At 38.0% G+C, this 15,781-nt stretch carries 14 protein-coding genes, 1 pseudogene and 1 other annotated feature; of the genes and pseudogenes, 14 read left to right on the plus strand and 1 reads right to left on the minus strand.

Annotation, left to right across the window (positions count from 1 at the left end):
• Positions 1-43: 43 nt before the first annotated feature.
• From GLW08_RS08655 to GLW08_RS08710, 12 genes are all read left to right on the plus strand, one after another.
• A complete protein-coding gene (locus GLW08_RS08655) occupies positions 44-1,117 on the plus strand; it encodes an AI-2E family transporter (RefSeq protein ID WP_160848230.1) in 1,074 nt (357 codons plus the stop codon).
• 117 nt (positions 1,118-1,234) lie between these two features.
• Positions 1,235-1,464, plus strand: a binding site (T-box leader).
• A gap of 95 nt (positions 1,465-1,559) precedes the next feature.
• The gene (gene alaS, locus GLW08_RS08660) at positions 1,560-4,205 is read left to right on the plus strand and encodes an alanine--tRNA ligase (RefSeq protein WP_160848232.1); all 2,646 of its coding nucleotides are present in this window, start codon (positions 1,560-1,562) and stop codon (positions 4,203-4,205) included.
• Positions 4,206-4,298: 93 nt separating this feature from the next.
• Positions 4,299-4,571, plus strand: a complete 273-nt coding sequence (locus GLW08_RS08665) for an IreB family regulatory phosphoprotein (protein WP_036823788.1) — start codon at positions 4,299-4,301, stop codon at positions 4,569-4,571.
• 1 nt (position 4,572) lies between these two features.
• Positions 4,573-4,989, plus strand: coding sequence for a Holliday junction resolvase RuvX (ruvX, locus tag GLW08_RS08670; protein ID WP_160848234.1), 417 nt, complete (start codon positions 4,573-4,575; stop codon positions 4,987-4,989).
• Positions 4,990-4,997: 8 nt separating this feature from the next.
• On the plus strand, positions 4,998-5,279 hold the full coding sequence (locus tag GLW08_RS08675; RefSeq protein WP_036823782.1) for a DUF1292 domain-containing protein: 282 nt from the start codon (positions 4,998-5,000) through the stop codon (positions 5,277-5,279).
• A gap of 677 nt (positions 5,280-5,956) precedes the next feature.
• Positions 5,957-7,075 carry an endolytic transglycosylase MltG gene (mltG, locus tag GLW08_RS08680; RefSeq protein ID WP_160848236.1) on the plus strand — a complete coding sequence of 373 codons (1,119 nt, stop codon included), beginning with the start codon at positions 5,957-5,959 and terminating at the stop codon, positions 7,073-7,075.
• Between the two features lie 120 nt (positions 7,076-7,195).
• Positions 7,196-7,834, plus strand: coding sequence for an O-methyltransferase (locus GLW08_RS08685; RefSeq protein ID WP_160848238.1), 639 nt, complete (start codon positions 7,196-7,198; stop codon positions 7,832-7,834).
• Between the two features lie 5 nt (positions 7,835-7,839).
• On the plus strand, positions 7,840-8,769 hold the full coding sequence (locus GLW08_RS08690) for a peptidase U32 family protein (protein ID WP_160848240.1): 930 nt from the start codon (positions 7,840-7,842) through the stop codon (positions 8,767-8,769).
• A gap of 13 nt (positions 8,770-8,782) precedes the next feature.
• Positions 8,783-10,081: a peptidase U32 family protein gene (locus GLW08_RS08695; RefSeq protein ID WP_160848242.1), complete on the plus strand. Its 1,299-nt coding sequence runs from the start codon at positions 8,783-8,785 to the stop codon at positions 10,079-10,081.
• On the plus strand, positions 10,078-10,716 hold the full coding sequence (gene udk / locus GLW08_RS08700; RefSeq protein ID WP_160848243.1) for a uridine kinase: 639 nt from the start codon (positions 10,078-10,080) through the stop codon (positions 10,714-10,716). Before GLW08_RS08695 ends, udk begins: the two co-directional genes overlap by 4 nt.
• Before the next feature lie 189 nt (positions 10,717-10,905).
• Complete coding sequence (greA, locus tag GLW08_RS08705) at positions 10,906-11,382, plus strand: transcription elongation factor GreA (protein WP_160848245.1); 477 nt, start codon at positions 10,906-10,908, stop codon at positions 11,380-11,382.
• 730 nt (positions 11,383-12,112) lie between these two features.
• The gene (locus GLW08_RS08710) at positions 12,113-13,843 is read left to right on the plus strand and encodes a peptidoglycan D,D-transpeptidase FtsI family protein (protein WP_160848247.1); all 1,731 of its coding nucleotides are present in this window, start codon (positions 12,113-12,115) and stop codon (positions 13,841-13,843) included.
• A 1-nt stretch (position 13,844) separates the two neighbouring features.
• On the opposite strand, the gene GLW08_RS08715 is transcribed toward GLW08_RS08710, so the two are convergent.
• A complete protein-coding gene (locus GLW08_RS08715) occupies positions 13,845-14,093 on the minus strand; it encodes a KTSC domain-containing protein (protein WP_160848249.1) in 249 nt (82 codons plus the stop codon).
• A 179-nt stretch (positions 14,094-14,272) separates the two neighbouring features.
• Here GLW08_RS08715 and GLW08_RS08720 point away from each other — a divergent pair.
• Positions 14,273-14,992 (plus strand): annotated as a pseudogene (locus GLW08_RS08720) (DUF1510 family protein); the annotation flags it as partial.
• Between the two features lie 78 nt (positions 14,993-15,070).
• On the plus strand, positions 15,071-15,763 hold the full coding sequence (gene mtnN, locus GLW08_RS08725; RefSeq protein WP_160848253.1) for a 5'-methylthioadenosine/S-adenosylhomocysteine nucleosidase: 693 nt from the start codon (positions 15,071-15,073) through the stop codon (positions 15,761-15,763).
• Positions 15,764-15,781 lie beyond the last annotated feature (18 nt).

A 15,781-nucleotide genomic window follows, 5' to 3' on the forward strand; every position in this document is an offset into this window, starting at 1 on the left:
TAGCTCCAGCGTTCATCGAGGCGTGTGAAAGGCGGTGTTTCCATTGGATAGTCAACAACAGGGTACAACAATGAAGTGGATTTATCGAAGCATCTTAACGTTATTAGTCCTGTTAATTGTCTTCTTACTCATGAAGTTATACCCTTTCTATGAAGCTTTTTTACAAATTATCTTAACGTTATTGATACCATTTATTATTTCCATGTTTCTTGCCTATTTACTTCATCCTATAGTAGAAGCACTTCATGAGCAACATTTGCCAAGATGGTTAGCGATTATGATCATTTATCTTTTCTTCTTTGGTGGAGTTGGATATGTTGTTTATAAAACATATCCGGTTTTTTTGAAACAGTTAAAGGATTTAATTCATAATATTCCTGGGTTTGTGGACACTTATCGAACGTGGATTTATAGTCTGTATGAAAAAACGTCTTTTTTACCAGAAACGGTTCATGATCGTATGGACAGCATCCTCTTAAATGTGGAAAGAATGGGTGAAGACGCAGTAGCTTCTATTGGTACTAAGTTGACAGGAGTATTTGATGTTGTCATTATCATTGCTGTCATTCCAGTTTTAGTTTTTTATATGCTAAAAGACTTTCCAATTATGAGAAATTTGTTATGGCAGTTCACACCTTCAAAGTACAGAAATGAAGGTAAAGAAGTGTTGAGTGAAATTGATAGGAGCCTAGGGGGATACATTCGTGGACAATTACTTGTTTGTTTCTTCGTAGGAATGATTTCTATTCTAATGTTATGGCTGATTGGTATGAAATATCCCCTTGTTTTAGGTGGAATAATGGGTATAACAAATGTTATTCCTTATTTCGGACCTATTTTAGGAGCTATACCAGCATTGATTATTTCGTTTACGATGGGAATAAAAATGGTCTTATTAGTAGGCATAATTGTGTTGATTGTACAGATTATAGAAGGAAATTTACTTTCTCCTTTTATAGTAGGGAAGAGTTTGCACATTCATCCTGTCCTCATTATTTTAGCATTATTAGTTGGCGAAGAGGTGGCAGGTATTATCGGAATGATTGTAGCCGTTCCAGTGCTTACTATAATTCGGGTAATCTTACATCACATTCGATTACATCGTCACAAGGTTTGACATTTAAACAAGAGTTCTCTATAATTTTTGATACCATATACTTAACAAATACCTAACTAATAAAGGTTAGTGAACTAAAGTTACGTTTATTAACGTGCATAGAAGAGTAATCTAATACAAAATACGAAGATGGATCGAGTACATGGCAGACCGTCCAAAATAGAGAGAAGCACCCTTGGCTGGAAGGTGCTTTGGATGAAGGGTCATGGAAGGCTAATCCGGAGTGCGGGTAATTTCCGCCGGTAGCGCGCCGTTATTGCGATGGAAGACAGTGTCTTCATTGAGTGATGAATGGATTTCCATTCATAACCAGGGTGGTACCGCGAATATCAACTCTCGTCCCTGCAGTTAATTGCAGGACGGGAGTTTTTTTATGTTTAATTTCGTGGGAAAACTCCATTTACAAATATATTAACCAACCTTATCCAAGGAGGAACATATTATGAAAACATTAACTTCTGCACAAGTTCGCCAAATGTTCTTAGATTTCTTCAAAGAAAAAGGGCATAGTGTCGAGCCGAGTGCATCCTTAGTCCCTCATGAGGACCCTACATTACTATGGATTAATAGTGGTGTTGCTACACTGAAAAAATATTTTGATGGACGAGTTATTCCTGATAACCCACGTATTGTAAATGCACAAAAATCAATTCGTACCAACGATATTGAGAATGTGGGAAAAACCGCCCGACATCATACTTTTTTTGAAATGCTAGGGAATTTCTCTATTGGTGACTATTTTAAAGAAGAAGCAATTGAACTAGGGTGGGAATTTTTAACGAGTCCTGACTGGATTGGGTTTGAACCAGCACGCTTAAGTGTGACGGTTCATCCAGAAGATGATGAAGCCTATGAAATCTGGAGAGATAAAGTTGGTGTGGACGAGGAACGAATCATCCGTTTGGAAGAGAACTTTTGGGACATCGGTGAAGGTCCAAGTGGTCCAAATACAGAGATTTTCTATGACCGCGGAGAAGAATATGGTAATGATCCAAAAGATCCTGAGCTATACCCAGGTGGAGAGAATGAGCGTTACTTAGAAATATGGAACTTGGTATTTTCTCAGTTCAATCATAATCCAGATGATACGTACACCCCTCTTCCTAAGAAAAACATTGATACAGGCATGGGATTAGAAAGAATTGTATCGGTTATACAAGATACTCCGACAAACTTTGAAACAGATTTGTTTAAACCAATCATCGAGCAAACAGAACAATTTGCAGATGGAAAGTATGGAGAGGATCCTGAAAAAGATGTAGCGTATAAAGTGATTGCGGACCATATCCGAACAGTGACCTTTGCTATAGGGGATGGTGCTTTACCTTCCAATGAGGGAAGGGGCTATGTTCTACGTCGTCTCTTAAGAAGAGCAGTTCGTTTTGCTAAACAAATTGGAATACAAAAGCCATTTATGTATCATCTAGTACCTCATGTAGCGGAGATTATGGAGGACTTCTACCCGGAAGTAAAAGAAAAGCAAGACTTCATCACAAATGTAATGAAAACCGAGGAAGATCGTTTCCATGAAACGCTGAATGATGGCCTTTCTAGATTAACAGATATCATTAAACAGGAAACCGAAAAAGGGAAGAATGTCTTTCCGGGTACTGAAGTATTCCGTCTATACGACACATATGGATTTCCAAAAGAACTGACGGAAGAATACGTCCACGATGCAGGCTTTATTTTAGATGAAGAAGGCTTTCAACAAGAAATGGAACGCCAGCGTGAGCGTGCCCGCAACGCTAGACAAAAAGTGGATTCTATGAGCGTTCAAGAAGGTGTACTAGGTGAAGTAACTGTAGAAAGTGACTTTGTAGGGTACAATGAAATAGAGACATACACTACTATTACAGAACTTGTGAAACAGAAAGCCTTTGCTTCAGAAGCTCATGAAGGGGAAGAGGTTTACCTTTTCCTAGAACAAACACCATTCTATGCTGAAAGTGGTGGACAGATTGCTGACAAAGGTTGGATTCAAACAGAAGAAGCGACATTGGCTGTTCAAGATGTACAAACAGCGCCTAATGGGCAAAATCTACACCACGCAATCGTTCAAGAAGGAGCCATTCGTAAGGGAGATCAAGTGAAGGCTAGCGTAGAGCGTTCTTCTCGTTCCCATACAGTGAAAAACCATACAGCTACCCATTTGTTGCATCAAGCTCTTAAAGATGTGTTAGGAGACCACGTTAATCAGGCAGGTTCAATGGTTTCACCAGATCGTTTACGTTTTGACTTCTCCCATTTTGGTTCTGTCACAACAGAAGAGCTAGAACAGATTGAAACCATTGTGAATGAAAAAGTATGGGAATCTATACCTGTAGCAATCGACTACCACTCTTTAGATGAAGCAAAAGAGATGGGGGCCATGGCACTCTTTGGTGAAAAATATGGAGATACCGTACGTGTTGTGAAAATGAATGATTACTCTGTTGAACTTTGTGGTGGTTGCCACGTTATGAACACAGCGGAAGTAGGGTTGTTTAAGATTGTGTCTGAGTCTGGTATTGGTGCTGGTACACGTCGTATAGAAGCTGTTACAGGTAAAGGCGCATACCAGTTTATGAACGGGAAGCAACAAATTCTCCATCAGGCTGCCGACTTATTGAAAACAAAACCAGAAAACGTACCGGAACGTATTGAAGGATTGTATCAGGAAATGAAAGATATCCAACGTGCGAAAGACTCCTATGCAGCAAAACTTGCTAATATGGAAGCTTCCTCCATTCTTGATCAGTTTGAAGAAGTAGAAGGGGTACACTTGCTAGCCAAGCAAGTCGACGTCTCTGATATGAATGCATTACGTAATATGGTAGATGATGTAAAACAAAAAATGACATCTGGTATTATTATCCTTTCAGCCGTAAATGATGGGAAAGTACAACTTGCAGCTGGTGTTTCAAAAGATTTAATCGAACAAGGATATCATGCAGGTAATTTAATCAAAGAAGTCGCTACACGCTGTGGAGGCGGCGGCGGAGGTCGTCCAGACATGGCTCAAGCAGGGGGTAAAAACCCTGAACAAGTCGAAGAAGCACTTTCCTATGCAAAAACATATGTTGAATCTGTTTCTTCGAGCCAATAATTCGTTATAATGGAATAAATACGTATACATTGTCAATTTCATGCTGCATACATGGAGGAGATAAGTGGGTACATCTATTAAAGAGGTGATTCGATGAGTTCCATGGACAAGACCATGAAATTTAATTTCGCAGAAGAACCATTTGATGATAACGTCAAAGAGGTATTACTTTCTGTTCATGAAGCGTTAAAAGAAAAAGGCTATAATCCTATCAATCAAATTGTAGGATATCTTTTATCAGGGGATCCAGCTTATATCCCTCGTCATCAAGATGCGCGAAATATGATTCGTAAAATAGAACGTGATGAGCTAATCGAAGAATTAGTCAAATTTTATCTTGAACAACAACAGCAACAAGAGGAGTAACATGAAGATAATCGGGTTAGACGTTGGAGAAAAAACGATAGGCCTCGCAGTAAGCGATGCATTTGGTTGGACTGCACAAGGCATTACAACACTTTACTGGGAAGAAGGCGACTATGAAAAAGCTTTTAAAGAACTAGACCCATACATGAAATACCATGAAGTGGAAAGGCTAGTTGTTGGACTCCCGAAAAACATGAATGGTACGATAGGCGAACGTGGAGAAGCTTGTCAGGAGTTCGCGGAGAAGCTTCGAGAATATTACAACCTCCCAGTAGACCTATGGGACGAGCGTTTAACGACGATGGCTGCTGAACGGGTTTTATTAGATGCAGACATGAGTCGTGGCAAACGAAAAAAAGTAATTGATAAAATGGCAGCTGTAATTATTCTACAGGGCTATTTAGATTCGAAAGGATAGGTGACAACATGGCACTAGAAGAAAAAGAGCGCATTATTATCCCAGATGAAAACGGGGAAGAACATTTATTTGAAGTATTATTTAAATTTGATGTAGACCAGACAGGTCACTCTTACATCGCTGTTGTTCCAGTAGAGCAACAAGAGACAGAAGAAGTAGAAGTATTTGCATTCCGTTATGAAGAAAAAGATGATGATGAAGACGATCTAGCCCTTTATCAAATTGAAACAGATGAAGAATGGGAAATGGTTGAGGAAGTATTAAATACCTTCACAGAAGATGACGAATAAATTGCTAAAAAGAGCCTGCCGTTGGTAGGCTCTTTTTATATCTGTTAGATAGTGGATTTATTATTCCATAATAGCCCCATTATCTTGAAGGCTTGAGTTCGAGATAATTTCTTTTTATTCGTTATAAAAGGGATGATTTCGACTCTTTAGTTAGAAAAATATGTGGCCTCGGGAACACCTCTCGTCCTGTTGCGAGCTGGTAAATTGGGGCGGTCGCTCCTATTTTTTAAAAGTAGCTCCTGTTTTTGATTCTCGCTCCGAAAGCAGGGAAAGTCGCTCCAGAGCCGATGTTTTAACGCGCTACATCCTGTAGCAAACTCCACCGACCTCACGTCATGTGAGGCCGCAGGAAAGCGAGCTAATTCCCGGCCCACCACTTAACACAACGGAAACACCTCACTCTCCCTAAAACTATCTCGATTTTAGGTGTTCCACATTATGCCTCTTTACCTGAATAAACTTTTGTTCTTTAGTTTCCATATAGAAAAATAAATGATTACCATAGCTTTTCTATATAGAAATATGATGGGTACATAGATTCAAATATTCCCATCAAACTCACACATCATAGGCTTAATAATTGTATAAATGCTTTTCTTCTATACAAATTCACACTAAATAATGGATAGTGCTTGTCATTTTATAGTATAATGGAGCGGATGAAAGGAGGAATTGTCATGACTCCGTCGAAAAAAGACGACCAAAAAAATGAAAACCAATCAAAACGAACAGATGAAGCTCGCACTGTACGAAAAATAGTTGGAATTACATTAACAGCTCTCGTACTTGCGATTATTATAGTGGGGGTATCTGGCTATGTATATATTAACTCCGCATTAAAACCTGTTGATCCTAGTGATGAAGAAAAAAGAGAAGTTAAAATTCCTATCGGTTCTTCTGTATCTGAAATATCTAAGATTCTAGAAAAGAATGAGGTTATAAAAGATAGTCGAGTATTTCGCTTTTATATTAAATTTAAAAATGAATCAGGGTTTCAGGCAGGAGAATATCAATTCTCTTCTGCGATTACGATGGATGAACTAATATCTGCTCTTAAAACTGGTAAAGTGATGAAGGAACCTGTATTAACTGTAACGATTCCTGAAGGGAAGACCATTGATCAAATCGCGGATATTTACTCTAAGAAAACAGATATTGAGAAGGAAGAGTTCTTAGAGAAAGTAAATGATGTAGAATATATTCAAACATTGATTAATCAACACCCTAGTATTCTCTCAGAAGCTGTACTAGACCCAGAAATTCGAACACCACTAGAAGGATACTTATTTGCTGCCACCTACCAATTTTTCGAAGAAAGTCCTTCTACAACAAAGATTGTAGAGAAGATGATAAAGAAAACGGAAAGTATTGTCACCCCCATGTTAGGTGGTATTAAAGAACAAGGTTTGACGGTCCATGAAGCAATCACTATGGCCTCTCTGATTGAAAATGAAGCTAGAACGAAAGAAGATCGAAAGAAAATTTCAGGTGTTTTTTACAATCGTCTTGAAGATGATATGGCTCTTCAAACAGATCCAACTGTCTTATATGCTTTAGGAAAGCATAAGGACAGGGTGCTACACAAAGATTTAGAGGTAGAGTCCCCTTATAACACATACCAAAATAAAGGGTTACCTGTAGGTCCAATCTCAAACTTTGCTAAGAATTCTTTACAAGCAGTTGTGGAACCTACCTCATCAGACTACTTCTATTTTGTAGCTGCTCCAGATGGTGAAATATATTATGCAAAAGATTTTGAGGCACATAAACAACTAGTAGATAAACATTTAAATTAAGGAATATACGAAAGGAATGCGATTATGGACTCGCATTCCTTTCTTTAGTTATGCTACAATTATAGGGTTGTATTGACATATCCTATAAATTGTTGTGCAATTCCTAAAGGAGGTATATGGATGTTAGATGACATTCAATTAGATTACTTACGGTCAACTATTGAACAAAAAGATACATTTACTCAGTCATTAGAAGAGTATGCTTGGAAAAATGACATACCTATCATGGATCCTTTAGGAATGGATTTTGTTCAACAAATGATACGTATAAAACAACCAAAGCGAATAGTAGAGATTGGTACGGCCATAGGCTATTCTGCTATACAAATGGCAAGAAGTGTAAAAGACGTTATGATTACAACAATTGAAAGAGATAAGAACAGATATAACGAAGCTCTTCAGAACATAGAGCATGCTGGTTTGTCTCATCGCATTCAAGTCGTATTTGGCGATGCGTTAGAAGTCATGGGAGACATTGAACAGTATGGTCCTTTTGATGTTTTATTTATCGATGCGGCAAAAGGACAATATCAACGCTTTTTTGAAGGATACACTACCTATCTAAATTCTGAGGGAATCGTGTTATCAGACAATGTCCTGTTTAAAGGATACGTAGCCGACAACCCAAATGATGGTTCCAATAAAGCCAAAATTGCAAATAAAATTCGTGCTTATAATGAATGGCTCACGGAACATCCTCATTATAAAACAACCATTTTACCAATTGGTGATGGAATCGCAGTAAGTGTGAAGAGGTGAATGATATGACGAAACCTGAGTTGCTAGTCACTCCAACTAGTGTGAATGATATCTCTGTATTAACTGAGGCCGGAGCAGATGCTTTTCTAGTAGGTGAGGAGTATTTCGGCTTACGATTAGCAGGTGAATTTGATAGAAACGATATACAAAAAACAATTGAAATAGCTCATGAAAAGGGAAAAAAAGTTTATGTAGCAATGAATGCTATCTTTCATAATGAAAAAGTGGATTCACTTGCTGATTACATTCATTTTGTGAAAAATGCAGGAGCAGATGCTATCGTTTTTGGAGATCCTGCAGTGTTAATGACTGCAAGAGAAGTAGCACCAGATATGAAGCTACATTGGAATACGGAAACCACAGCTACAAACTGGTACACATGCAATTACTGGGGCCGTAAAGGTGCCTCACGTGCAGTACTTGCTCGAGAACTTAATTTAGATTCAGTAGTTGAAATTAAGGATCATGCTGAAGTAGAAATCGAAGTTCAAGTGCATGGTATGACCTGTATGTTCCAGTCGAAACGAATGTTACTAGGTAATTATTATCGTTACCAAGGTAAAACGATGGAAATTCAACGCCAGGGCCAAGAAGAAAATCTGTATCTTTATGATCAAGAGAGAGATAATTCTTATCCAGTATTTGAAGATGAAAATGGAACTCACATTATGAGTCCTAACGATATTTGTATGATAGATGAGTTAGATGAATTAGTTGAAGCAGGTATTGACTCGTTGAAAATAGACGGAATTCTAAAATCTTCTCAGTACTTGCAAGCTGTAACAGAAGCTTATCGAAAAGCTATTGATGCCTTATTAGAAGATGAAGATGCCTATTTTGATATAAGAGAAGACTTATATCATAACATAGCAGACATTCAACCTAAAAACCGCCCATTAGATACAGGCTTCTTCTTTAAAGAAACGGTGTATTAAGGAGGTATGAACGTTGGCTCTAGAGCAAATTTCAAAAGTTATTGATGGAAAGAGAAAGATTGTTAAAAAGCCTGAACTTCTTGCACCTGCAGGGAATCTTGAAAAATTGAAAATTGCTGTTCGTTACGGAGCAGATGCAGTATTTATTGGTGGGAAGGATTTTGGTTTGCGTTCAAATGCTGATAATTTCTCCATTGAGGAGATGGCTGAAGGAGTAGAATTCGCAAATTCATTTAATGCTAGAATATATGTAACCACTAATATATATGCTCACAATGAAAATATGAGTGGTTTAGAAGAGTATCTAAAGGATATACAAGGAGCAGGTGTATCTGGAATTATTGTAGCTGATCCTTTAATTATAGAAACATGTAAACGTGTAGCTCCTAACCTTGAGGTGCATTTAAGTACTCAACAGTCTCTTTCTAATTGGAAGGCTGTTCAGTTTTGGAAAGAAGAGGGACTAGAGCGTGTGGTTACTGCTCGAGAAACAGGGCATGAAGAAATTAAGCAGATGAAAGAAAGAGTGGATATTGAAATTGAAGCATTTATTCATGGAGCTATGTGTATTTCTTATTCAGGTCGTTGTACATTGAGTAATCATATGACAGCACGAGATTCAAATCGAGGCGGTTGCTGCCAATCTTGTCGTTGGGACTATGACTTGATGGTAGATACGGGCAATCAACAACAAGAAGACCAAGCAATGTTCACCGATCCTTCTGCACCTTTTGCCATGAGCCCTAAAGATTTAAACTTAATCATGTCTATACCGAAGATGTGTGATATTGGTATTGATAGTCTGAAAATAGAAGGTAGAATGAAATCCATTCACTATGTAGCTACTGTAGTTGGAGTATATAGAAAGGTGATTGACGCCTACTGCGACAACCCTGATAACTTCCAAATCAATCCTAAATGGGTTGAGGAGCTTGCAAAATGTGCAAACCGTGATACAGCTTCTGCGTTTTATGAAGGTACACCAAGCTATAAAGAGCAAATGTATGGGGAAGATAACCAAAGCCGCAAAACGAACTATGTGTTTTCTGGATTGGTACTAGACTTTGATCTTGAAACAAACATAGCTACCATCCAACAACGTAATTACTTTAAACCTGGGGATACGATTGAGTTTTTTGGACCAGAATCAGATGGGTTTACTCAAATAGTAGGAACTATATGGGATGAGAAAGATAATCAAATGGAAGCCGCTCGTCATCCACTACAAATCGTCAAAATAAAAGTAGATCAACCCGTTTACCCATATAACATGATGCGTAAGAATAAGGGAAAGGAGCACCAAACATCATGAGTGATAAGCCAGTTGTAATAGGAGTTGCAGGAGGTACAGGTTCAGGTAAAACGACTGTGACCAGATCAATAAATCAACAATTTACCAATAAAACAATTTTAATGATGGAACAAGATTTCTATTATAAAGATCAAACTCATCTTCCATTTGAAGAACGATTGAAGACAAACTATGACCACCCACTTGCTTTTGACAATGACTTGTTGATAGAACATATTCAAAAACTAATTAATCGTGAGTCTATTGAAAAGCCTGTTTATGATTATAAGCTTCACACACGCTCAGATGAGGTTATCCAAACAGATTCAAAAGACGTTATTATTCTAGAAGGTATTATGGTTTTAGAAGATACTCGTCTTAGAGATTTGATGGATATTAAGGTTTTTGTTGATACAGATGCAGATGTGCGTATTATTCGTCGGTTATTGCGTGATATTAAAGAAAGAGGTAGAACAATTGATTCAGTGATTGAACAATATGTTAACGTCGTTCGCCCAATGCATCTTCAATTCGTAGAGCCAACCAAACGCTATGCAGATATTATTATTCCTGAAGGTGGACAAAATCACGTTGCTATTGATTTATTGTCTGCTAAGATTAAAACTATTCTAGAAGAAAAGTCGTACAGCAATTAACCAAGAATTAGTAAAAAGATATTGAAAACAGAATGAAAATCTGCCATTATATGTGGTAGTAGTTCTAGAACACCAACTTACTATATAAAATGGATACATGCAATATTTGAGCGCACAGCTATGTGCCGCTCATTTTTATATAGGGATTTGGAGATTTCTTTTCATAGGAATTAAGGAGTGAATGAGAAAATGGCTGAAGAAAAAAGTTACTATATGACAGACGAAGGTAAAGAAAAGTTAGAACAGGAATTGCACTATCTAAAAACAGAAAAACGTCAAGAAGTAGTCGAGCGCATTAAAATTGCACGAGGATTCGGAGACCTTTCAGAGAACTCTGAGTATGATGCTGCTAAAGATGAACAAGCATTTGTAGAGTCCCGTATCGCTAGTGTAGAAAATATGATTCGTAACGCAGTGATTATTGAAAATGATGCAGGGAATAAAAATGAAGTATCATTAGGTAAATCGGTTACGTTTCAGGAGCTTCCTGATGGGGATGAAGAAACCTATAAAATCGTAGGAAGCGCTGAAGCTGACCCATTCGAAGGAAAAATCTCAAATGAATCACCGATGGCAAAAAGCTTAATTGGTCGTGAAGTTGGTGAAGAGGTTACTGTCGCCACTCCTGGTGGAGACATCGATGTAAAAATTGTAAAAGTTGAATAGGTGACAACTTATTCATCACCTTATGAGCCTAGCACATGTGATTTATGTGCTAGGTTTTTTCATGAGAAGGCTTACCAGCTCGCCCGCAGGAAAGCGAATTATTTCACCGTAACCCCCTTCCACTTTTCAAGTATCGGACCCATCACCTTTTGAATATATCTCGACTCCAAGTCTTCAAGATAATGGGGCTATTGCGGAGTATTAGCTGAACTATTACCCCAAGCCGAGTAATGGCTATCGGACCCGCGGCCAAATGTTTTATGTCTCCCGAAAGGACATATAAGCCCTTATTTTTAGTGAAAACCCTCTTTAGGTAGATCTTACGGACAAATAAAACTTTATTTTTTACAAACAGCGAACTAAATGTCCATTAGCTTTCTTGCCACAGAATTTTTTGTTATGAACCAATTGTTATACTAGAACATACTAGGGTGTAGACCCGTCAGAAGATATTCAAATACCTCAACCTCTCTAACTTCGCAATGTTTCCGTTTCTCCCAACATCGCAGGAGTTGTTCCACGGCCACCTTTATTCTAACTAAATCTACGAAAACATCGCTCTTTCTGTGCGATCACCAAATTTATCTCAACTTCAAGTCTTCAAAATTATGCCTCGATTATTGAATAACTTTTAATAACTATTTTTCTCTAGCGCCTTATCTTTTAATGGCTCTTATCGAAACGTTTAATTGCTATTATCGCTGGTGATAATGGTGAAGAGGTGAGGCCAATGAAAAGCACTCGAATAAAAGGGATTGCAGTCGTCCTGTTGATTAGTTTTGCCCTTATCCTTTACCGATTAGCTGATTTACAACTATTCAGCTCAGAGGATTTTGGTCGTGAAGGGGTTAACTTACTAGAGAAAAGTGTAGAGCAGAGAACTCAACAACTATCCATTAACGATGGAAGAGGTCATTTTATTGACCGAAACCAGATTGAGTTAACAAAACCAAAAGAGCATGATATTGTTTTTTTTCCTTTTTTAAGAGATATGGATTATCCTTTAGAAGAAGTATCAGATACACTTGGAATCCCTGATTATAATTTAAATTATTACATAAAAAATACAGAAGATCCCTTTTATATATCAGATATACTGAATGAAGAGGTAACTGAGGAAATGTTTACGACGCTTAAAGAGTTAAACTATCCAGGAATTTATCCTGTCGAGCGTAACCTTGAAGAAGATCCAGTGTATGCATCTCATTTTCTAGGTCTAGTAAGAGAAAAGGAAGGGAAAGAGGAATCCACTTCCACATTTTCTACAAGAGGTATTTCAGGTTTTGAGGCTGTATTTGAGCCTTTTCTAGCAACAAACGGAGAAGAAAAGCTCTTGTATCATGTCGACGCACATGGTGATCCATTATTCGGTCTCAATGTTAAATACCAAGGAGTGCAGGATGCTTTTTATCCGGTACAGGTCCAAACGACAATTGATATTGATATACAGAAAGAAGGAGAACGTATCCTAGAACAGCAAGGTATAAAAAAAGGAGGGTTAGTACTATTGGATGTACAGTCTAGAGATATCTTATCTATGGTGAGTAGACCGCAAATTAATTATGAGAATCCATATTTAAACGAAAACGACTCCAAGGATGACACGTTACACAATTACATGCTAAAGGCGCATTTTCCTGGGTCTGTATTCAAGACGGTTATTGCTGCTGCTGCTATTGAACACCCTTCTATTAATATTCATCGTATGTTTAACTGTGACCTTGGTATTAAAGAAGATGTTCCACCCGAAAGAGAATTGGGGATGCTCAGCTTCACAGAAAGCTTTGCTCAGAGTTGTAATCGGACCTTTGTGGAGATCGCACAAGAAATGATGGAAGAAGACCCTGAAGTGATTGATCATTATGTGGAGAAATTAGGCCTTAATGGGACTGTCGGCTGGAAGGGAGATGTGTTTCATTTCAAGGAATTTAGCCAGTTTCCTAAAGAAGAGGCCACAACTATATGGGCGCAAGATAATCATAAGCGAGACGCTAACATGATTGCTAATACGGCCATAGGTCAACAAAATGTAAAAGTTACACCACTGGCAGTAGCTAACATGATGGCTACTATTGCTTCGGATGGAATGAAAAAAGAAGTACGCGGTGCTTCTAGAGTGCTATACAAAAATGGTGCTCCCATGGCAACATTTGAGGAGCATCCAATTGAAGAGAATCGTCTCTCCTCTTATAGTGCTCTTCGCTTGCGAGAGTTAATGTATGAAGTAGTGAATAGTAAGGACGGAACAGGTAACGTTCTTCAAGGTTTGGGGGTTTCTGGGAAATCAGGAACAGCAGAAGTTGGTCCAGGCATAGAACCATATCGATGGTTTGCTGGATTTTTCCCTTATGAGCAACCACGTTATGCCATGGTCGTTGTGGACCTTGATTCAAATGATTCCGATGCTACCTATGCTGTATATAGAAAAATGGTGGAATATCTTAATGAAAAGACCTTCTAATCTAACATGGTAAGAAGGTCTTTTGTTTATACAAATGAGAAGGGTATTCTTTTAATAAATACTCTTTTAAAAACACTTCTTTATCAGTAGAAAGGACAAATTCAAACACATGCTTTTCTGTAATCTTATAGAGTTCCAATAAACTTCCATCAAAAAAGTGCACTGTAAATATTTGATTCACCTTGTCATAACCTACTTCTTCAAAGGTTGATAAGTTCCACATCTCTCGACTAAACTTCGATGATTTCACTCTATTCCACCTCTTTCGCAGAATTTGTATATATAGTTCATTATATTACACATTATTCTGAAAAATTCCTTCTTCGTTACAAAAAAAGTCCAAAAACGACAGGTAAATATAAAATTCATCATTCGTGAAGCATTGGTTCTGTTTTTAACCCATAGTATAATGTAGCAAAGGGGGATGGAATGATGGATAATGGATCTAGAATAAACCGCTTTGATAAAAAGCGAAGAAGTACAAAACTAATCACAACTCTCGGTATTGTAGGTGGTGTGCTAGCAGCAGTATTGTTGCTTATACTAATCTTGCCTTTTGGAGAGAATGGTACACCGGCTGCAAGCGATGAAAATGAAAAAGAAACGAAGAATGAAGAAAGCAATCAGAGCAAATCGAATGAGGAAACGGACACTTCTAAATCTGAAGAAAACGAGCAGGAGGGCCAATCCTCTTCAGAAAATGATGGTACTTCAAAGCAAGAGGAAGAACAAACTGATTCAACAGATAAAGAGAGTGATAAGAAATCAAACGATAAGGAAAATGAATCAGAAGAAGATAATACCAATTCAGAAGAAATCACTACAGAATCAGATGATCCAAATGTTGTGAAAACAATCAAAAAGGACTGGGAGCCAATAGTTACCGATCAAGAAGGCAATCACACAACAACCTACACAGAAGGTACGAAAGATTGGAAGGAAATGGAGGCTTCCTTTCGTAAAGCAACAGGGCTAAGTGAAGGGAATATGATTAATTGGTGGACTACAAGAGGGAAAGATAGTCAAAGCGTTGTTGGTACCGTAACGAATAATGCTCAAACAAAAGTGTACCGCGTGTATTCTACCTGGGTTGAAAATGAAGGGTGGAAACCAGTAAAAGTTGAGGAATTAAAAGAAAACGACAAAAAGAATAACCATAAAGAAACAAATCAAGAAGAACAAAATGAAGAAGCTAATGAAGAGGAAGAGCAGTAAGGAGAGAAGACAATGACAATAGGTATAATCGGTGCAATGGATGAAGAAATTCGCATTCTTTCTCATGAGATGGATATTCAATCTAAAGAAACCATCGCAAGTTGTGTGTTTTACAAAGGTACACTTGAAGGGAAGGAAATTGTATTAACAAAGTCTGGTATAGGAAAAGTAAATGCAGCTATGGCAACTAGTATTTTGCATGAACGGTATCAACCTTCCCATATTATCAACACTGGATCAGCTGGGGGATTTGCAAAGGAACTCAAAGTTGGGGATTTAATTATTTCTTCTGAGGTCCGTCATCACGATGTAGATGTAACAGCTTTTAGTTATGAGTATGGACAAGTTCCTGATATGCCAGCTGCTTACATACCTGATGAGAAGCTTGTACAGGTTGCTGAGGAAGCTACAGAAGAATTGCATGATATTCATAGTGTAAGAGGATTGATTGCTACAGGAGATGCCTTTATGCACGATCCAGCTAGAGTAGAGTTTGTACGAAGCAAATTCCCACTATTACAAGCGGCAGAGATGGAAGCTGCAGCTATTGCGCAAGTTTGTGTTCACTATCAGACTCCCTTTGTAATTATACGGTCTCTATCAGATATTGCTGGCAAGGAGTCAAGTGTATCCTTTGATCAATACCTAGCGACAGCAGCTAAACATGCAGCTACACTCATACAGAGCATGCTTAAGAATCTATAGTATTTCCATGATTTACTA

It is taken from the genome of Pontibacillus yanchengensis, from assembly GCF_009856295.1.
Classification (GTDB): domain Bacteria; phylum Bacillota; class Bacilli; order Bacillales; family BH030062; genus Pontibacillus; species Pontibacillus yanchengensis_A.